Source organism: Kitasatospora sp. NPDC101155, assembly GCF_044768305.1.
Classification (GTDB): domain Bacteria; phylum Actinomycetota; class Actinomycetes; order Streptomycetales; family Streptomycetaceae; genus Kitasatospora.
In genome coordinates this window covers 172,424-190,370 of sequence record NZ_JBIWPN010000015.1, presented here as the reverse complement: position 1 = coordinate 190,370, position 17,947 = coordinate 172,424, and the positions used below count along the sequence as shown (strand labels likewise).

At 72.7% G+C, this 17,947-nt stretch carries 17 protein-coding genes; 12 read left to right on the top strand and 5 right to left on the bottom strand.

Features of this window, described 5'->3' with window-relative positions:
* Positions 1-119: 119 nt before the first annotated feature.
* Both ACIRYZ_RS23990 and ACIRYZ_RS23985 read left to right on the top strand, forming a co-directional pair.
* The gene (locus tag ACIRYZ_RS23990; protein WP_402947340.1) at positions 120-1,544 is read left to right on the top strand and encodes a dihydrolipoyl dehydrogenase family protein; all 1,425 of its coding nucleotides are present in this window, start codon (positions 120-122) and stop codon (positions 1,542-1,544) included.
* 188 nt (positions 1,545-1,732) lie between these two features.
* Positions 1,733-2,500 carry a GPR1/FUN34/YaaH family transporter gene (locus tag ACIRYZ_RS23985; RefSeq protein ID WP_402947337.1) on the top strand — a complete coding sequence of 256 codons (768 nt, stop codon included), beginning with the start codon at positions 1,733-1,735 and terminating at the stop codon, positions 2,498-2,500.
* A gap of 216 nt (positions 2,501-2,716) precedes the next feature.
* Here ACIRYZ_RS23985 and ACIRYZ_RS23980 read toward each other — a convergent pair whose 3' ends face one another.
* Complete coding sequence (locus tag ACIRYZ_RS23980; protein WP_030279023.1) at positions 2,717-3,271, bottom strand: Dps family protein; 555 nt, start codon at positions 3,269-3,271, stop codon at positions 2,717-2,719.
* Positions 3,272-3,524: 253 nt separating this feature from the next.
* Here ACIRYZ_RS23980 and ACIRYZ_RS23975 point away from each other — a divergent pair, with 253 nt between their 5' ends.
* Both ACIRYZ_RS23975 and ACIRYZ_RS23970 read left to right on the top strand, forming a co-directional pair.
* Positions 3,525-4,361, top strand: a complete 837-nt coding sequence (locus ACIRYZ_RS23975; RefSeq protein ID WP_402947334.1) for an alpha/beta fold hydrolase — start codon at positions 3,525-3,527, stop codon at positions 4,359-4,361.
* Positions 4,362-4,521: 160 nt separating this feature from the next.
* Positions 4,522-5,442: a VOC family protein gene (locus tag ACIRYZ_RS23970; RefSeq protein WP_402947332.1), complete on the top strand. Its 921-nt coding sequence runs from the start codon at positions 4,522-4,524 to the stop codon at positions 5,440-5,442.
* Positions 5,443-5,488: 46 nt separating this feature from the next.
* Here the strand turns inward: ACIRYZ_RS23970 and ACIRYZ_RS23965 are convergent, their stop codons facing one another.
* The 3 genes from ACIRYZ_RS23965 to ACIRYZ_RS23955 are packed head-to-tail and all read right to left on the bottom strand — an operon-like array spanning position 5,489 to position 7,643.
* Positions 5,489-6,544 carry an alpha/beta hydrolase gene (locus ACIRYZ_RS23965; RefSeq protein WP_402947330.1) on the bottom strand — a complete coding sequence of 352 codons (1,056 nt, stop codon included), beginning with the start codon at positions 6,542-6,544 and terminating at the stop codon, positions 5,489-5,491.
* Positions 6,541-6,747, bottom strand: a complete 207-nt coding sequence (locus ACIRYZ_RS23960; RefSeq protein WP_402947327.1) for a hypothetical protein — start codon at positions 6,745-6,747, stop codon at positions 6,541-6,543. Before ACIRYZ_RS23960 ends, ACIRYZ_RS23965 begins: the two co-directional genes overlap by 4 nt.
* A 32-nt stretch (positions 6,748-6,779) precedes the next feature.
* Positions 6,780-7,643: a helix-turn-helix domain-containing protein gene (locus tag ACIRYZ_RS23955; RefSeq protein WP_402947325.1), complete on the bottom strand. Its 864-nt coding sequence runs from the start codon at positions 7,641-7,643 to the stop codon at positions 6,780-6,782.
* Between the two features lie 631 nt (positions 7,644-8,274).
* Between ACIRYZ_RS23955 and ACIRYZ_RS23950 the strand changes: the two genes are divergently transcribed.
* Both ACIRYZ_RS23950 and ACIRYZ_RS23945 read left to right on the top strand, forming a co-directional pair.
* On the top strand, positions 8,275-8,733 hold the full coding sequence (locus ACIRYZ_RS23950) for an SsgA family sporulation/cell division regulator (protein ID WP_402947322.1): 459 nt from the start codon (positions 8,275-8,277) through the stop codon (positions 8,731-8,733).
* A gap of 122 nt (positions 8,734-8,855) precedes the next feature.
* Positions 8,856-11,618 (top strand): AAA family ATPase, encoded by a 2,763-nt coding sequence (locus tag ACIRYZ_RS23945; protein ID WP_402947319.1) that lies wholly within the window; start codon positions 8,856-8,858, stop codon positions 11,616-11,618.
* Between the two features lie 62 nt (positions 11,619-11,680).
* Here ACIRYZ_RS23945 and ACIRYZ_RS23940 read toward each other — a convergent pair whose 3' ends face one another.
* Complete coding sequence (locus ACIRYZ_RS23940; RefSeq protein WP_402947317.1) at positions 11,681-11,851, bottom strand: hypothetical protein; 171 nt, start codon at positions 11,849-11,851, stop codon at positions 11,681-11,683.
* A 292-nt stretch (positions 11,852-12,143) separates the two neighbouring features.
* Here ACIRYZ_RS23940 and ACIRYZ_RS23935 point away from each other — a divergent pair, with 292 nt between their 5' ends.
* The 6 genes from ACIRYZ_RS23935 to ACIRYZ_RS23910 all read left to right on the top strand — a co-directional run bounded on the left by ACIRYZ_RS23935 (position 12,144) and on the right by ACIRYZ_RS23910 (position 17,543).
* On the top strand, positions 12,144-12,878 hold the full coding sequence (locus ACIRYZ_RS23935; protein WP_402947315.1) for an alpha/beta fold hydrolase: 735 nt from the start codon (positions 12,144-12,146) through the stop codon (positions 12,876-12,878).
* Positions 12,879-12,942: 64 nt separating this feature from the next.
* Positions 12,943-14,196 (top strand): extracellular solute-binding protein, encoded by a 1,254-nt coding sequence (locus ACIRYZ_RS23930; protein WP_402947313.1) that lies wholly within the window; start codon positions 12,943-12,945, stop codon positions 14,194-14,196.
* Positions 14,168-15,091, top strand: coding sequence for a carbohydrate ABC transporter permease (locus tag ACIRYZ_RS23925; protein WP_402947311.1), 924 nt, complete (start codon positions 14,168-14,170; stop codon positions 15,089-15,091). Before ACIRYZ_RS23930 ends, ACIRYZ_RS23925 begins: the two co-directional genes overlap by 29 nt.
* 85 nt (positions 15,092-15,176) lie before the next feature.
* Entirely contained in the window at positions 15,177-15,929 is a 753-nt protein-coding gene (locus ACIRYZ_RS23920; RefSeq protein ID WP_402947434.1) for a carbohydrate ABC transporter permease, read from the top strand.
* Between the two features lie 122 nt (positions 15,930-16,051).
* Positions 16,052-17,008 carry a helix-turn-helix domain-containing protein gene (locus ACIRYZ_RS23915; protein WP_402947309.1) on the top strand — a complete coding sequence of 319 codons (957 nt, stop codon included), beginning with the start codon at positions 16,052-16,054 and terminating at the stop codon, positions 17,006-17,008.
* 76 nt (positions 17,009-17,084) lie between these two features.
* Positions 17,085-17,543, top strand: coding sequence for a hypothetical protein (locus ACIRYZ_RS23910; RefSeq protein WP_402947306.1), 459 nt, complete (start codon positions 17,085-17,087; stop codon positions 17,541-17,543).
* The last annotated feature ends 404 nt before the right edge of the window (positions 17,544-17,947 follow it).

Sequence of the window (17,947 nt, the reverse complement as noted above, 5' to 3'; positions counted from 1 at the left end):
CCTGGACAGTTCTCCCGCCCAGGGGCCCGAGCCCGTTCGGCATGCAGGAACGCCGACGGCGACTCATTCAATTGTGAACGATTGTCATTCCTCAGGGGTGACGAGGAGGCGGCTGACAGATGAGTGGATCCGAGGAGTTCGACGTCGTGGTGCTGGGCGCCGGTCCGACCGGGGAGAACCTCGCCGATCGCGCGAGAGCCGGCGGGCTGAGTGTGGCGATCGTGGAGCGGGAGCTCGTCGGAGGCGAGTGCTCGTACTGGGCCTGCATGCCGAGCAAGGCGATGCTCCGCCCGCCGGCCGCCCTGCGAGACGCCCAGCGGCTGCGCGGCGCCCGGGAGGCGGTCGTGGGCGCTCCGGACGCCGCGGCGGTGCTGCGTCGACGCGACGGCTTCGCCTCGCACTGGCAGGACCACGGCCAGGTGGCCTGGCTGGACTCCGCCGGGATCACGCTGGTCCGCGGGCACGGCCGGCTGGACGGCGCGCGGCGCGTGGTGGTGGACGGCGCCGACACAACCCGCCGCGTCCTGACCGCGCGTCACGCCGTCGCGGTCTGCACCGGCACCCGTGCCGCCCTGCCCGACCTTCCGGGCATCGAGCGCACAGACGTGTGGACGAGCCGTGAGGCGACCAGCGCTGCCGAAGTCCCCGCCCGGCTGGCCGTCGTCGGCGGCGGCGCCGTCGCCGCGGAGCTGGCCACGGCCTGGAGCGCACTGGGCAGCCGGGTGACCCTGCTCGTCCGCGGGTCCGGGCTGCTGCCGAGGATGGAACCCTTCGCGGGCGACCTCGTCGCCGCCGCCCTTCGGGAGTCCGGTGTCGACGTACGGACCGGGGTGTCGGTGAGCGGCCTGACGCGCGACCGCGAGGTGGTCCTGGACCTCGGGGAACACGGTGAACTGCGTACCGACGAGGTGCTGTTCGCCACCGGGCGAAGGGCCGCCACGGGAGACCTGGGCCTGGAGACGGTCGGCCTGGAACCCGGCGGGTGGATAGCGGTGGATGACACCGGGCTGGCCGTCGACGTGGACGGCGACTGGCTCTACGCCGCCGGCGACGTGAACGGCCGCTCGCTGCTGACCCATCAGGGCAAGTACCAGGCCAGGGTGTTCGGCACGGCGATCGCCGACCGGGCGGCCGGCCGGGAGCTGGACGTCGCCTCTTGGGGGCGCAGCGTCGCGACCGCCGACCGGGCCGGCGCGCCCCGGGTGGTCTTCACCGACCCGGAGGTGGCCTCGGTCGGTCTCACCCTCGCCGACGCGACCGCACGGGGCCTGCGGGTACGGGCCGTCGACTACAACATCGGCGACGTGGCGGGCGCCTCGCTGCACGCCGACGGATACCGCGGCCGGGCAAGGGCCGTCATCGATCTGGACCGGGAAACCGTGGTGGGGGCCACCTTCGTCGGATCCGGGGTCACGGAGCTGCTGCACTCGGCGACCATCGCCGTCACCGCCGAGGTGCCGCTCAGCCGACTCTGGCACGCGGTACCCGCCTACCCGACCATCAGCGAGGTCTGGCTGCGCCTGCTGGAGGCCTGTCGCGGCTGAGGCCCGGTTTCCTCGGCGGGCACGGGCGCAACAGCGACCGTGCACATCGGGACAAGTCCTGGCTCATCCCAACTCATAGTCTTCTGGAGCGATTTCGGCCCATCAACCGGGCGCGTCGCAAAGGAAGCGGACGGCCGCCGGGTTGGCGGCCGTCCCAAGGACGCGAAGTACCGAGAGCAAGGAGCGAGATGATGGTGGCGGCAGCGAGGGAAGACGAGCGCGTGCGCGAGCCGGACCCGACGGCGGCCGGGATCGAGACGCTCACGAGCACGGATCCGGTGGCCGGTACCGGAGCCGAGCCGGACCTGCACGCCGTGACACGGATCACCCTGCGGCCCATCGCCTCGCCGATGCCCCTGGGCTTCTTCACGGTGGCCGTCTCCTCCGTCGTGACCAGCGGCCTGCAGCTCGGCCTGATCGACAGTGCGAACCGGCAGGCCGTGGCGCTCACGGTCTTCTCCGCCTTCGTGCTCCAACTGCTGGTCAGCATCCTCGCGTTCGGCGCCCGTGACGTCATCGCGGCGACACTGATGGGCGGATTCGCCGGCGCCTGGCTGGCCAACGGCCTGGTCACGTCGACGGGCGCCCACGGCGGGGCGCAGGTGCTGGGTGTGATGAACCTGGCGTTCACGGTCTTCGCCGCTCTGATGGCATCGGTGGCCAGGCCGAAGAAGGTGCTGTGGCTGCTCCTGCTGATCGCCGTACCGCGCTACTTCGTCGCCGGCATCTACGGCCTCTCGGGCGCGGCCTGGCTGGGCCACGCCGCCGGGGCGCTCGGCATGCTCCTCGCGGCGGTCGCGATGTACGCCGCCTACGCCCTGATGCTGGAGGAGCTCCGAGGCAGGGAGGTCCTGTGGATCGGGCGCAGCGGTCCCGTGCGGGACGCCATGCACGCGGGACTGGCCGGCCAGCTGAACCGGCTGGAACAGCAGGCAGGTGTGCGCCGGACCCTGTAGTCGGCTGCCCGACGACCTGACGGCACTCGGCCGTGCTCCTTCCCGGTTCTCGGGAGCGAGCACGGCCGAGTGCCGTCCAGCGGTTCCCGCGCGGCCTTCGCGATCGCGCGGGCGGCACCGAAACCGGTGAACGGCACGAAAAAGTGCCGGGCCCGCCGACGAACGGGCCCGGCACAGAGCGGACCGGGCCCGCCGACGAACGGGCCCGGCCCGCGGTCACGCCCCGGTCTCGGGGGTGACGACCAGGTGTTCGGCGAGGAACCAGACCTGGGTCTCACCGGTGCGGATGATCTGGGAGACCAGGAGGTCCTGGGTGCCGTCGTCGCCGAGCCCCGCCACCCGGGTGGCGGCGTCGCGGACGTCGGCGAGGATGGTCTCGTGCGCGTCGAGGAGCCGCGAGAGCATCGAGTGCACGTCCTCGATGCCGTCCGGCGGGCGCGGCACGCCCGTGATCCGGGCGGCGTGCCGGGGGTCGCCCACGGCGACGCCGCCGAGTGTCTGCACCCGTTCGGCGAGCGCGTCGACCAGCTCCAGCTGCTCCTGGGCGTGCTTGTCGAAGAGCAGGTGCAGCTGGTACGCGGTCGGCCCGCGCATGCCCCAGTGGCACTTCTTGTACAGCGCGTACAGGAACTGGGTGTCCGCGAGAACACGGTTGAGCCGCTGGCACGAGTACTGCCGGGCGTCGTGGGAGAGCGCGATCGGCAGCTGGGTGACGGTGCCGAACTCCTGTATCTCGGCGGCGTGTTGGTGAAGGTGTGGCTGGCTGGTCATGGCGCTCCTGGGGATAGCTGGATCGTTCGGGGATCAGGCTAGGAACGCGCGAGCCCACGGCCTGTTCCGACCGCGCACTGCCTACGGTCCTTCCGCGCACCCGCACGGGAGTTGAGCCCATGTGAGCCGCCGGGCGCACGCGGAGCGCTCTCGGACGACACCGGGTGCTCTCAGAGGCAACAAGGCGGCGGCCGCCGACCCTAGCGTGAGCCCCATCGCAGCCACACGCTGTCCGAGAGATAGGGAAACCCCCATGCCGTTCATCACCGTTGGCCAGGAGAACTCCACCTCCATCGACCTCTACTACGAGGACCACGGCACCGGGCAGCCGGTCGTCCTCATCCACGGGTTCCCGCTGAGCGGGCACTCCTGGGAGCGGCAGAGCGCCGCACTGCTCGACGCCGGCTACCGGGTGATCACCTACGACCGCCGCGGCTTCGGCCAGTCCTCCCAGCCGACCACCGGTTACGACTACGACACCTTCGCCGCGGACCTCAACACCGTGCTGGAGACCCTCGACCTCCAGGACGCCGTGCTGGTCGGCTTCTCGATGGGCACCGGCGAGGTCGCCCGGTACGTCTCCCGGTTCGGCTCCGCCCGGATCGCCAAGGTCGCCTTCCTGGCCTCGCTGGAGCCGTTCCTGCTGAAGACCGACGACAACCCGGACGGCGCCGCCCCGCAGGAGTTCTTCGACGGCATCGTCGCCGCCGTGAAGGCCGACCGCTACGCCTTCTACACCGGCTTCTTCAACGACTTCTACAACCTGGACGAGAACCTCGGCACCCGGATCAGCGAGGAGGCCGTCCGCAACAGCTGGAACACCGCGGCGAGCGGCGGCGCCTTCGCCGCCTCGGCCGCGCCGACCACCTGGTACACCGACTTCCGGGCCGACATCCCCCGCATCGACGTGCCCGCCCTCATCCTGCACGGCACCGGCGACCGCACCCTGCCCATCGAGAACACCGCCCGGATCTTCCACAAGGCGCTGCCCTCCGCCGACTACGTCGAGATCGAGGGCGCGCCGCACGGCCTGCTCTGGACCCACGCCGAGGAAGTGAACACCGCGCTGCTCGCCTTCCTCGCGAAGTGACCCGGGCGGCCGCGTTCCCCCGACCGCGGCCGTCCGTCCCATCGTCGGTACCGCCGTCGCCGCCCCGGGCCCGGACGGCGACGGCGGTACCGGCCACACACCCGCGCCCGGCGCCCGCTTGAGCGGGCGCCGGGCGCGAACCATGACCAGGAGGTCACCCGTGAAGCTTCAACTCGTCCGACGCGCGGTCCCGTTGGTGGCGGCAGTCGCCGCGCTGACGGCGATCCCCACCGCCTCGGCAACCCAGAGCACCTCGGCGAAGCCGGGCTCGCACCATCAGTTCGCCGTCGGCCCGCAGTACGACACCACCCACGTCTACGTCGCGCCCGGGACCGAGCAGGCCTTCGTGACCAGCTGGACCTCCACCTTCGGCGGCACCACGATCGGGCCGGTCTCCACCCAGGTGACCCCGACGCCCAGCCGGACGCTGTCCGAGCTGGTGGTGTCGCCGGTCGGCACGCTGTCGGTGTTCGACTACACCACGCCCGTCCCGTATCCGTTCGGCACCGAGCGCACCGGCTGGCTGGTGACCGACCTCGACCAGGCGGTCCGGGCCGCCCGCGCCGACGGCGCGGCCGTCACCGTCGCGCCGTTCGCCGACCCGATCGGCCGGGACGCCGTCGTCCAGTTCCCCGGCGGGATCAACGCCCAGCTCTACGTGCACAACGCCCCGACGTCGTACCCGGCCCTGACCAGCGTGCCGGAGAACCGGCTCTACCTGTCGCCGGACTCGGTCGGCGCCTTCCTGGACAGCTACCTCGCCTTCACCAAGGGCCGCATCGTCTCCGACGACCGGCGGGCCGACGGCGCCGCGATCGGCCTGCCCGGGACGACGTACCGGCTGATCCGGCTCACCTCCGGCTTCGGCGCCACCACCGTCACGGTGACGGACGGCCACCTGCCCCACCCGTTCGGCCTGGAGACCACCGGCTACGGCGTGCCGGACCTCGGCGCGACCCTGGACCGGGCCAGGGCGGCCGGCGCCACGGTGCTGTCGGGGCCGGTCCGCGCGGGCGGCCGGGAGAGCGCGATGGTCCGGTTCCCGGGCGGCTACGTCGCGGAGATCCACACCGCCCGGTGACCGCCCCCGCAGGCCACGCCCGTACCCGGCGCTGCACCGCCCGCCCTCACCAGGACCGGCGGTGCAGCGCCATGTGCACGGTATCGACGACCTGCAGCAGCGCGGCCCGGGCGGTGCCGGTGGGGCAGCGCGCACCGAGCAGCAGGAAGCCGTGCGGCACCCCCTGGTAGCGCGTCGCCACCACCGGGACGCCCGCCAGCCGGAGCCGGGCGGCGTAGGCCTCGCCCTCGTCCCGCAGAACATCGGCCTCGGCGGTGACCACCAGCGCCGGGGGGAGCCCGGTGAGCTGTTCCAGGGTCGCCCGCAGCGGCGCGGCGACGGCCTCCCGCCGCCGGTGCGGTTCCGGCAGGTAGTCGTCCCAGAACCGGCGCATGTGGTCGCGGTGCAGGAAGTACCCGGTCGCGAACCGGCGGTAGGAGGCGGTGTCGAAGTCCGCGTCGGTCACCGGGCACAGCAGCACCTGGTGCACCAGCCGTACGTCTCCGCGCTCCCGGGCGAGCAACGTCAGGGCCGCCACCAGATTGGCCCCCGCGGAGTCGCCGACGGCGGCGATCCGGTCCCCCTCCAGCCCGACCTCCTGGCCGTGCGCACGGATCCAGCGGGCCACGGCGTAGCACTGCTCGACGGCCACCGGGTAGCGCGCGGCGGGCGCCCGGTCGTACTCCACGTACACGACGGCGGCGTCGGTGCCCAGGGCGAAGTCCCGGATCAACGGGCCGTAGCAGGCGGCGTCCCCGAGCGACCAGCCCAGACCGGGCAGGAACAGCACCACCGGGCTCGGCTCGGCGCCGCCGACGGGCCTGGTCACCTGGACCCGCACCCGCCCGGTCGGTCCGCACGGCAGGGCGAACCACTCCGACGTGGTGCCGTAGGGATCGTCCTCGTACTCCTCCGGCCCGCCGTCGGAGCGGCCGTCGGAGGTGAGGACGGCGAGGTCCGGCAGTTCCGTCGCGGACCGGCCGGCCCCGCCGTCCAGGAACTCCGCGAGTTCCCGCTCCAGCACCGGGCGCCGGCCGCACGAACCGCTTCCGACCTGCTCGGACGGGCAGCGCCCGGGGAGCGCATCCTCGACCGCCCCCGCGACGACCGTTTCGTCGTTCATCGGGTGCGGTCCCTTCGCCCGGGAGACACCTCGGCCGGGCCTCGCCCGACCCTGGAGGCGTCGTGGGCCGGTCCGCGCAGCGGGTTCGCGAGGGCCAGGACGGTCGGGCCGCGCCGGTGGAGTTCGGCGATGACACCGAACCAGCTGGTCGCGTCGGAACAGCCGTCGTGGACGAGCACGACGGTCGGCCTGGTGGTGGGCATGGCGGCCTTTCGGATGGCACCGGGTGGAGGGATCAGGAGGCAGGGTTGTGGCCCTCGGTCCGGGTGGCGTAGGCCTGCCACTCGCGGGGCGAGACGCCGAAGGCGTCGCGGAACGCCCGGCTGAAGTGGGAGTGGCTGACGAAGCCCCAGCGGTGCGCGACGGCGGACACACTGGCCTGCCGACGGGACGGGCGCCCCAGCTCCCGGCGGCAGGCGTCCAGCCGGCGCCGCCGCACCCACTGGCCGACGGTCATCCCGTCCTGCTGGAAGAGCTTGTGGAGGTAGCGCACCGAGATGTGCTGCGAGCGGGCGATCGATTCGGGCGAGAGGTCCGGATCGGCGAGGTTCTGCTCGATGTGGGCGCGGATCCGGGACAGCAACTCGGCCGCACCGGTGGGGTGTTCCGGGTTCTCCCGGTCGAGCAGCTCGGTCACCAGGATGGCGACGATGTCGGAGACGCTGCGCGCGAGGTGGTTGCCCGGCCGGGCCCGGTGGGTCCGCGCCTGGGTGGCGAGGGTGCGGAGGAACTGGGAGGCGAGCGAGCCGATCCCCTCGCTCCCCCGCGCCATCAGCCCACCCGCGCGCCGGACGTCGCTCTGCCGGACGCCCAGGTAGAAGCAGGGGACGCGGAAGCGGACCATCCGGCACTCGGAGTCCTGCAACAGGCCCGCCGGGTGCGGGGTGGTCCCGATCAGCAGGTCCCCCGGGGCCAGCACGGTGCTGGCAGCGCCGCGTCGGACGGAGGCCGCGCCGTGGACGTGCAGGGTGACGTAGAGGCAGTCCTCGGGATCGGTTCCGGGCGGCGGGGAGAGGATGTCGATGCAGCCGTTGCCGCCGTCGCGGGCGGCCTGGTCAAGCTGGTGGACCGCGACTTCGGGCGCGGGGGTTTCGGACATGGGTGAGGGACCCGACTGGCTCACGGGAGGCTCCGACCGGTTGGAAGTGGTGCTGTGCGGATGCTGGCAAGGGTGGCTCGCCGCACGGCTGGGCGGCGGCGCCACCGGCAACGGGGCGTTCAGGAGGAGAAGTCCTTCCGGCGCCATTCATACAAGGAGTGGAACGGCTGGACAAACATTCAACAAACCGAGGTTCCGGCGGCTCCGCCCGACCCGGACGGCGCTCACCCCGAGTGGCATCCACTCCTCGGAGAAGGCCCCGCCGGCACGTTTCCCGGAAGGTCAAAGAGCTTGCAGGGCAATGAAGTTCGGGCCACTGGCACCGAAGCGACGACGATCGGCGAAGCCACCTGACCGCACCGCCCCCCGACAAGGGGCACGGCCGGGGCGAGCCCGCCGCCCGGCCGACCGGCGGCCGGGAAGGTGCACGGACCGTCACGTCGCCGTGCACCACCGGAACATCCCCGCCGACCCCCCTCCCTAGCCTGGACGGCGGATCCGCCGCCCCCGGTCCACGGCAGCTCCCAGGGCCCGAGTCCGGATCACCCGCGCCGCCCCCGCACGGCCCCACCCCACCCCCACCCCGCGCACCAGCGCCGAGACCCGCCCCGACACCGACCCAGGAGAACCCATGCCCACCCACCAGCCACTGCCCAGCCCCTCCCAGCCCCACCCGGAGACCACCAGCACCGAGATCCTCCTCGATGCCCGACTCGTCCTGGGCGAGCACGAGTCCCTCGACGTCCCCGTGCGCCTGGGCTACCGCAGCGACGACCCGCTCGCCGTCGCGCTCGAGTTCCTCGGGCCGGCCGCCGAGGCGGGCGTCCGGCAGTTCTCCCGCGACCTCCTCTGGGAGGGACTGCAGCGCCCGGCCGGCCACGGCGACGTCCGGATCTGGCCCCCCTGCACCTGCCACGGCCGGGCGGCCCTGCGCGTCATGCTCCGCAACCGCGACGAGGTCGTCCTGATCGACCTCCCATCCCGTCAGGTGCGCCGCTGGCTCCGCCGGGAGACCTTCGCCCTCGTCCCCCCGGGTGCCGAAGCCGACGCGATCGACTGGGACGCCGAACTGCCCGGCCGCACCGGCTGAGGGCCCCGCCGCCACCTGCGGTGCAGCAGCCGACCACCCACCGCGTACCCTCTGGAAGCCGGGAACAGTGGCACGGCCGGAACCCGGATCCGGCCGGCGTGGGCGGACGGGAAGAAGCTCGAATGGCAGGGTCAGGCAGTCCGCTGTCCCATCGCGGTCTGCGCGGCCGGGAGGCCGAACTCGCACGGCTCCAGGCGCTGATCACCTCGGTGGCCGGCACCGGGAGTGGCGGACTGGCCCTGATCCAGGGGGAACCGGGCATCGGCAAGACCACCCTGCTCGCCGAGGCCGCCGCCCGGGCCGCCGCGGCGGGGTTCTCCGTGGGCCTCGGCAAGGCCGATGAGCTGCACCACATCGTGCCGCTCTCGTCGCTGGCGGCCAGCATCCTGCGCGGCGACCGGCCGCTGCTGTCCGGCGACGACCTCGCCGATCTCGCCCGCAACCACGACCAGCGGATCTGGCTGGTGGAGCGCCTGGCGGAGGCGATCGAGGCCAGGGCCACCGACACGCCGGTGCTGATCGGTCTGGACGACGTGCAGTGGGCCGACGCGCTGAGCCGGTTCGCCCTGCAGCAGCTGCCGACCCGCCTGCGGACCTCGCCGGTCCTGTGGATGCTGACCGGGCGCCGGGAGCCCGCCGGCCCGGCCGAGGAGATCATGGCGGCCGCCGCCGGCAACCTTCCGACGGTCACGGTCTCCCTGGGCCCGCTGTCCGACGCGGCCATCGGTCAACTGGCCGACGACACGCTCGGACCGGCGGTCGACGCATGGGTGCGGGACCTGCTCGACGGCGCCGGCGGGAACCCGTTCCTGGCGGTCGAGATGCTGGCCGGACTGCGGACTGCCGACGTCTCGCAGGACGTCGTGCCCTCCCGGCTCGTGGTCGGCGTGCGCGGCAGGCTCCGGTCCCTGCAACCCGGCACGCTGCGCTTCCTCCAGATGGGCGCGGTGCTGGGCCGCCGGTTCGACTTCGAGGACGCCGCCGCGCTCTGCGACCGCCCGGCCGCCGCTCTGCTCCCCGCACTTGAGGAAGCGGTGTGCGCCGGGCTCCTGGACGACGACGGCGACCACCTGGTCTTCCGGCACGATCTGCTGCGCCAGGCGGTCTACGCCGACATCCCGCCGTCGGCCCGGAAGGCCCTGCACCGCGAGGCCGCCCGCCGCCTGGTCACCGCCGGCCGGCAGCCGATCGACGCGGTGCCGCACATCCTCCGGGGCGCCGTGCCCGGGGACGAAGAAGCCGTGGCGCTGCTGCGGCGAGCGGCCGACGACGTGCTGGCGGTCACCCCCGGCCCGGCGGCCGACCTGATGCTGCGTGCCCTCGAACTGTCGCCAGCGGCCGGGAAGTTGAAGTTCGAGGTGGGCGAGCAGACGATCCTCTGCCTGACCCGGGCCGGCCGCAACCGCGAGGCGCTGGAGACCGGCGACCGGCTGTTGGCCGACCGGCCGCCGCTGGAGACCTTCGGCCGGCTTCAGTCCGCCCTGGGCGGCGCGCTGTGGACCATGGACCACGCCGAGGAACTACGCCGCCGGGCCGAGGCCGCGCTCGCCGCCGGCGGCTCCGCCCCGGAGATCTGCGCCCGGCTGGCCGCCCTGCGCGCCCTGGCCCTGTCCCGGGGCCGTGACCTGGCCGCGGCGCGGGAGGCCGGCGAGACCGCGCTGCGGACCGCCACCGCGATCGGCGACCGGGAGGCCCATGTGCTGGCCCTGTCCGGGCTGGGCGAGACCGCGCTGAACGCGGGGGAGAACGCGGTCGCGCTGCAGCGCTTCGCCGCGCTCAGCACCATCGACTCCGCCTTCCTCCCCGAGGAGGTCGTCGCGCACGTGCACGTGGACGACTTCGCCTCCGGTGAGCGCCTGCTCCTCCGGGCGGCGGACCGCGGCGGTGCGGTGCGTCAGGCCATGCTGCTGTGGGCCCAGGGCCAGCACGACCTGGGGCTCGGCCGACTCGACGACGCCGAGGCCGACTTCGTGACCATGGAACGCCTCGAAGACGAGGTGCGGGTGCCCGTCCAGCAGCTGAACGGGCGGGTGATCCGCTCCCGGATCGCCCTGCTGCGCGGCAACCGGGAGGCGGCCCGGGAGCACCTGCTCGCGGCCCGGGAACAACTGGCCGTCAAACCGAACCCGGGCAACACGGCTGCGGTGCGCTTCCTGGAGGCCGTCCATGCCGAGGCCGACGGGGACGTCGCACTCGCCGTCGACCGGATCCGCCGAGTTCAGCAGCAGGGGCCCTTCATGCGGTGGCGGCTGCTGCGCGACTGGGTCGACGCCGCGGTCCGGATGTCCCTGCGCGGCGGGGAGCAGCAGCTCGCCGAAGACCTGGCCGCGCAGGCCGAGGCCCACGCCGGACGCAACCCGTCCGTGCCGACCGCCACCGGCATCGCGGCGCAGGCCCGCGGGCTCGTACGGAACGACCCCGCCGTGCTCGAACACGCCGTGGAACTGCTCGGAGCGAGCCCCCGGCCGCTGGCCCGGGCCGCCGCCCAAGCCGATCTCGGCCTGGCCCTGCTGGCCGCGGGGCGGCGAAGCCTGGCGGTGGCCGCGCTGGCGCACGCGCGGGACACATTCGCCGAGTCGGGCGCCCACGCCGCGGCGGCACACGTCCAACGCGCCCTGGAGGGTGCCGGAGGCGAAAGCCGCAGGGCGGCCACCGTACGACGACCTGTCCAGGGCTGGGGCGCCCTCACCACCTCGGAGGAGAAGGTCGCACGCCTCATCGCCCAGGGCCACACCAACCGGTCGGCCGCCGACGTGCTCGTGGTGTCCCCGCACACCGTCAACACCCATCTGACGTCCGTGTTCCGCAAGCTGTCGATAGGCTCCCGGGTCCAGCTCGCCAACCTGGTCGCCTCCCTCCCCGAGGCCCGAGAAGGCGCTGGGTGACCGATTGACCCCGGCGCACGAGTCCGGGGTGATGGTCTTCACGGTCGGGGCGTCCGCGAAGATCACCGCCGGGTGTGCCTGTCCCCGCAAGCTGGAGCTGCGGACAGCAGGAGCGGCCCACCGGTGGGCGCGATCACCTGGTAGTTGGTCGCGGACGCAGTGCCGCTGAAGGCCGTCACCAGGCCCATGGAGATGGCCAGTGTCAGCAGGGCTGCGCAGAGTCGTTTCAGCACGGTCTTCTCGATGTCTCCGAAGTGATGGTGGGTCAGGTCGGTTGCGGCACGAGGTTAGGAGCCGCCGTGCCGCCCGGGTTGGCCGACCGCGCATCGCCGTGTGCCCGAGAGTGCACAGGCCGTCCCGGTCATCACCCGGTGTCGTCGAGCAGCTCGTGCTCGGCTGCTCGGAAGCCCGCCAGGGCTCGGCGTGCCTCCTTTGGTACGTTCACGCGATGCCCCGACACGGCCGGACCCGCTTGGCTGGGACTTTGCCCTGTCCCACTCCGCCGCCCAGTCAAAGGTCACCGGCATGCACAGCCCCACCCTCGCCTCACCGACCGTTGTACTGGTGCACGGGGCGTTCACCGACGCCTCGTCCTGGTCGGAGGTCATCGGCCCGCTACGCGCCGCCGGCGTGACGGTGTACGCCCCTGCGAATCCGTTGCGCGGCCTGGAGTACGACGCCGCGTGCGTCCGGAGCCTGGTGCGCGAGCTCGACACCCCCGTCGTCCTGGTCGGCCACGGCTACGGCGGCGCGGTGATCACCCAGGCGGCCGATGACGCCGACCAGGTGGTAGCCCTGTGCTACGTCGCCGCGTTCGGCCTCGACGCCGGCGAGTGCGTGCTGGACATCACCAACCGCTTCGCCCCCTCCCCGCTGGCCGACGCCACCGCCACCACGACCCCCTCCGGACCCGACAGCGAGGTGTACATCCGTGCGGAACGGTTTCGGCAGCTGTACGCCGACGACCTGCCGCCCGCGGCCGGGCAGGCGCTGGCCGCGGCACAACGCCCGATCGCCTGTGGCGCGCTGACCGACAGATCGGGCTCGCCGGCCTGGGCGGACAAGCCGTCCTGGTACGCCGTCGCGACCGCCGACCGGATGCTCAACCCCGCCGCCCAGCGCTTCATGGCCCAGCGCATGGCGGCCACCGAGTACGTGCTGGACGCCTCGCACGCCGTCCCGCTGTCGCGGCCCGACGCCGTAGTGGCGATGATCCGGGAGGCCACCGGGCACTCCATGGGCACTCCCGGGGGTGTTTAATGTGCGTTCGAACGGAAGAGTCCGATTGGACCCCGACACCCAGGCACCCCGCAAAGGCACCAGCATGACCTCACCGGCCAGACTGTCGGCTCGGCGGATCGCCGCCCTCCTGACCGGACTCCTCCTCCTGGTGCCGGCCGCCACCGGGTGCGGTCACAGCACCGGTTCCGGGCCGGCCGGGGGCGACGTCACCGCCATCACCGCGCTCGACTACTACACCGACCAAGCCGAACACGCCCAGTGGGACGACCTGCTCACCGCGTGCGGCCGAACGGTCGGGGTGCGGGTCGAGCAGACGAGCGTCCCGGGGGCCGCCCTGATCCCCAAGGTCCTGCAGCAGGCGTCCTCGCGGACCCTCCCCGACCTGCTGATGCTCGACAACCCCGACCTCCAGCAGATCGCCCGAACCGGCGCACTGACCCCGCTGGACGGCTACGGCATCGACGCCGACGGCTTCGCACAGGGCATCGTGTCGGCGGGCACCTACCAGGGCAAGCTGTACGGACTGGCTCCCAACGTCAGCACCGTCGCCCTGATCTACAACAAGGACATGCTCGCCGAGGCCGGCGTCGCCGTCCCGAGGAGCTGGGACGAACTGAAGGCGGCCGCGGCCGCGTTGACCCGTCCCGGGCGCTACGGCATGGCGGTCGACGCGAACGCCACCTTCGAGGGCACCTGGCAGTTCCTGCCCTTCCTGTGGTCCAACGGCGGTGACGAGCGGCAGTTGGACACCCCCCAGGCCGCGCAGGCGCTCCAGCTCTGGGTCGACCTGGTGAAGAGCGGATCCATGTCGAAGTCGGTGCTGAACTGGACGCAGGCCGACGTCCACGACCAGTTCGTCGCCGGACGGACAGCCATGATGATCAACGGCCCGTGGCGCATCCCGGCCCTGGAGAAGGACGCGAACCTGCACTGGGGAGTGGCCCCCGTGCCCGTCCCCCGGCTGGGGCAGAGTCCGGTCACCCCGCTCGGCGGCGAGGTGTGGGCGGTCCCGCAGAGCCCTTCCAAGGCCCGGCAGGAGAAGGCCGCCCGGGTCCTCGCCTGCCTGAACTCCCCCTCGAACATGCTCACCCTGGCCCAGGAGCACCACACCGTGCCCTCCCGCACCTCGGTGGCCGCCCAGCACGCCGAGGAGAACCCGCCGATGGCCGCCTTCGCCCAGAGCGTGGCGGCAGCGCGCGCCCGTACCAACGAGCTCGGCGTCGAGTGGCCCAAGGCCGCGACGGGGATCTACACCGCGATCCAGTCCGCGCTGACGGGTGAGCAGACACCGGAAGAAGCCCTCAGCCATGCGCAGCAGACCGCGACCGGCCACTGACCCGTTGCCGGTTCGGCGCGGGGAGCGGTGGGTACGGTGGCTGTTCATCGCGCCCGCCGCCGCGTACCTGCTGCTGTTCTTCGGCTACCCGATCGTCGAGAACGTCGTGATGAGTTTCCAGCGCTACACCGTCACGACCTTCTACACCGGTGACGCCCCGTTCGTGGGACTGCGGAACTACGCGGCGATCCTCTCGTCGAGCCGCTTCCCCCGGACGCTGCTGACCACGGCCGTGTTCACAACCGGCTCGGTCCTGGGGCAGTTCGCCGTCGGCCTGGCCTTCGCCCTGTTCTTCCGGCGCCGGTTCCCGCTCGGCGGCGTGCTGCGGTCACTCCTGCTAGTACCGTGGCTGCTGCCGCTGGTCGCCACCGGAACCACCTGGAAGTGGATGCTCGACCCCGACACCGGAGTCGTCAACGCGGTGCTGCGCGGCCTCCACCTCACGTCATCCAGCGTTCCCTGGCTCACCGGCACCTCCCAGGCGCTGCTGTCGGTGGTCCTGGTCAACATCTGGGTCGGCGTCCCCTTCAACACCGCGATCCTGTACGGCGGTCTGCAGGACATCCCCCCGCACCTGTACGAGGCGGCGAAGCTGGACGGCGCCGGCCCGCTGGCCTCGTTCCGCCACATCACCTGGCCGCTGCTGCGGCCGGTGGTGAGCGTGGTGCTCGTGCTGGGCGTGGTCTACACCGTCAAGGTACTGGACGTCATCCTGGTGGTCACGGGCGGAGGACCGGCCGACGCCACCGAGACCATCGCCACCCAGTCCTACGAACTGTCCTTCCGGCAGTTCGACTTCGGGCGCGGCGCCGCGATGAGCAACCTGCTCATCGTCCTCTCGCTGGTGTTCGCCGTCCTCCACCTGCGCGCCGACCGACGCGCCCGGACCGTCTGACCGTCTGAGAGGCGATCCCTTGAAACGCCCATCCGGCCGCGGCGGCCGGCTGTCCACCCTCGTCGGGATCGTCCTGCTCGCGCTGATGCTGTTCCCCGTCTACTGGATGGTGAACGCCTCCCTCCAGCCGGCCGGCAACACCCTGCGCGGAGAGTGGTTCCCGTTCCACCCGGACCTCAGCGGATACGCCACCGCGCTGCGCGACCAGGGGCGCAACCTCGTCACCAGCCTCGTGGTGGCTCTCGGCAGCACGCTGCTCAGCCTGGCACTCGCCGCACCGGCGGCCCACGCGCTGGCCCGGTTCCGCCTGCGCGGCACCAAGGTCGTACTCCTCGGCATCCTGATCACCCAGACCGTGCCGAGCATCGTGGTGGCCAACGCGCTCTACGGCGCCTACAACGACCTGGGGCTCCTGAACTCCCACCTCGGGCTGATCCTCGCCGACTCCACCGCAGGCATCCCCTTCTCGATCGTCATCCTGCACTCGTTCATGCGGGGCATCCCCGAGGAGATCATCGAGGCCGCGCGGGTGGACGGCGCGGGCCGGCTGCGGGTCTTCCGCTCCGTGGTACTCCCGTTGAGCCGGAACGCATTGATCACGGCCGGTGTCTTCACCTTCCTCTTCGCCTGGAGCGACTTCCTCTTCGCCCTCACCCTGACCACCACGGACACCGTCCGGCCGATCACCCTGGGCGTCTACCAGTACCTCGGCGCCCACACCAACCAGTGGAACGCCGTGATGGCCACCGCCGTCCTGGCGTCGCTGCCCGCCGCCGTCCTGCTCGTCGTCGCCCAGCGCCACGTCACCAGCGCCGCCACCGGTGCGGCCGTCAGGTGAGGGTCACGTCCCCGATCTAGTAGGTTCACGCGATGCCCCGCCCCGGGCCCGCTGGCATGGTGGTCCGGACGGCACGGCGGTGGACGGGACCGCCGTCGGCCGACCGACCCGAGGGGAACCCGGTGCCCGCATCTCTCTCCACCGCGCGACTGTCCGCCTCCGACCGGGCCGAGAGCTGGCACGAGGCGGTGTCCCACGCCTACGTGCCGATGGCAGTGGACTTCCTGGAGAAGGTGCCGTCGCCCGGGGCAATCGTCTGCCAGCAACTCGGCCCGGTGCGGATATTGAGGGTCCAGGCGGGGCCCCAGGTGGCGACGCGCAGCCGGCGCATGATCGCCGAGGGCGGCCCCCCGTCGCTGATCCTCACCCTGCAGGAGCGTGGCACCTCGCTCAAGGAGCAGGACGGCAGGGAGTCGGCCATCCGGCCGGGCGAGTTCTCCATCACCGACACCTCCCGGGTCTTCCGGAAGAGGATGGACGAGGGGTTCGTCTTCACCTCCTTCCTTTTCCCCCGCGCGGAGTTGGACGTCCCGGAGCGGGACCTGCGGGCGCTGACCGCGACCTCGTTCAGCGGGGCCGAGGGCAGCGCCGCACTGGTGGCGACCTACCTCTCGCAGATGGCGCGCGAGGCGGAGGGGCTGGACGAGGCCGTCGGCCGTCGGGCCGCGGCCACCGCGCTCGACCTGCTGGCGCTGCTGCTCGACGACCGGTCCGGGCGCTCCCGGCCGCAGGCCTCCCGGAGCGCGGCCTCGCTGGAGCGGGTCAAGGAGCACATCCTGCGCAACCTCCGCGATCCAGACCTGTCGCCGTCCACGATCGCGGAGGCGAACTTCATGTCGCTCCGCTTCCTCCACAAGCTCTTCCAGCTCGATGGCACCACGGTCGGCGGGTGGATCCGGACCCAGCGGCTGGAGCGGTGCAGCCGGGACCTCCTCCGCCCGGTGGCCGCCGAACTCGGGGTGGCGGGGATCGCCCGCCGCTGGGGCTTCGCCAACTCCAGCCACTTCAGCCGCGCCTTCCGTGCGGCCTACGGCATGACACCGAGGGACTGGCAGGTCGGCGGCAAACCGGCGCAATGACCCTCCGCTGCCCGCGACACCTCCGCCCCTGCCGGCACGGCCATCGGGCGGGGCGCCCCGGGGGTGCGGAGGCAGCATGTCGTCCGCCGTCGGCAGCTTGCTGCGAGGTGGCGCGGCTGGCGGCGACGATCCGCTCGACCTCCTCGGCGGCGGCGTGGACGCCCTCGGTGAGCAGGACGGCCGACGGGTTGAGCAGGACCTCATCCACCCCGGCGCGGTGGTACTCCCGCAGGGCCTCGGCGATCTCGCCGGGGGTTCCGGTGAGGACGACGCCGGAGTCGAGGAGGGCGCGCGCGGTGCCGTCCGGGTCGTGCGGGTCGACGGGGACGCCCGCCCGGCGCAGCATGTCGGCGTCGTTCCAGGCCCCGGCCTCCCGCATGGGTCACCCGCCCGCTCGTCTCGAAGACCCACCCGGTGTCACCTGTACAGCGCCCAGGCCTCCCGGGAATCGCCTCTGCCACCCTCGCAACCCCTGATCGCCATCGCCGAACGCGGCCGCCGGGCCGCCGGGCACTACGTCTGCCGATCCCCGTGACCGTCACACGGTCTCCCCGGACGAGCTCGCCGCGCTGGTGGGCAGGTTGCGGTGGGACAAGCGCCGCCATCCCTACCACGGGCGGGGCGAGTACCAGGCAACCGCCCACCAGGTACTGGAGACGGCGACCGCGCTGGTCGACGCCGGGCGGGCCGGCACGGTCGTGCGGACGCTGCGCACCGCCGTGGACCGGGTCACCCGTGCGCTGATGCACCTGGACGACTCCGCCGGAATCGTCGGCGACGCGCTGCAGGAACGGCATGACGGACAACCAGAGCGGCAAGCTCCGCCGCGTCGAGAGTCCTGGCAAGCGTACGGAAGCGCCGCTCCGCGGGGGCAGTCACACTCACCCGTCAGGACGCGCCCCACGACGCCGACCCAGACCTGCCAGGTCCGGGTGCCGT

Bases quoted from the DNA above. Each gene is read 5' to 3' on its own strand.
- ACIRYZ_RS23990 (WP_402947340.1), top strand. From the start codon at position 120: ATGAGTGGATCCGAGGAGTTCGACGTCGTGGTGCTGGGCGCCGGTCCG.
- ACIRYZ_RS23985 (WP_402947337.1), top strand. From the start codon at position 1,733: ATGATGGTGGCGGCAGCGAGGGAAGACGAGCGCGTGCGCGAGCCGGAC.
- ACIRYZ_RS23980 (WP_030279023.1), bottom strand. From the start codon at position 3,271: ATGACCAGCCAGCCACACCTTCACCAACACGCCGCCGAGATACAGGAG.
- ACIRYZ_RS23975 (WP_402947334.1), top strand. From the start codon at position 3,525: ATGCCGTTCATCACCGTTGGCCAGGAGAACTCCACCTCCATCGACCTC.
- ACIRYZ_RS23965 (WP_402947330.1), bottom strand. From the start codon at position 6,544: ATGAACGACGAAACGGTCGTCGCGGGGGCGGTCGAGGATGCGCTCCCC.
- ACIRYZ_RS23960 (WP_402947327.1), bottom strand. From the start codon at position 6,747: ATGCCCACCACCAGGCCGACCGTCGTGCTCGTCCACGACGGCTGTTCC.
- ACIRYZ_RS23955 (WP_402947325.1), bottom strand. From the start codon at position 7,643: ATGTCCGAAACCCCCGCGCCCGAAGTCGCGGTCCACCAGCTTGACCAG.
- ACIRYZ_RS23950 (WP_402947322.1), top strand. From the start codon at position 8,275: ATGCCCACCCACCAGCCACTGCCCAGCCCCTCCCAGCCCCACCCGGAG.
- ACIRYZ_RS23945 (WP_402947319.1), top strand. From the start codon at position 8,856: ATGGCAGGGTCAGGCAGTCCGCTGTCCCATCGCGGTCTGCGCGGCCGG.
- ACIRYZ_RS23935 (WP_402947315.1), top strand. From the start codon at position 12,144: ATGCACAGCCCCACCCTCGCCTCACCGACCGTTGTACTGGTGCACGGG.
- ACIRYZ_RS23930 (WP_402947313.1), top strand. From the start codon at position 12,943: ATGACCTCACCGGCCAGACTGTCGGCTCGGCGGATCGCCGCCCTCCTG.
- ACIRYZ_RS23925 (WP_402947311.1), top strand. From the start codon at position 14,168: ATGCGCAGCAGACCGCGACCGGCCACTGACCCGTTGCCGGTTCGGCGC.
- ACIRYZ_RS23920 (WP_402947434.1), top strand. From the start codon at position 15,177: ATGCTGTTCCCCGTCTACTGGATGGTGAACGCCTCCCTCCAGCCGGCC.
- ACIRYZ_RS23910 (WP_402947306.1), top strand. From the start codon at position 17,085: ATGTCGTCCGCCGTCGGCAGCTTGCTGCGAGGTGGCGCGGCTGGCGGC.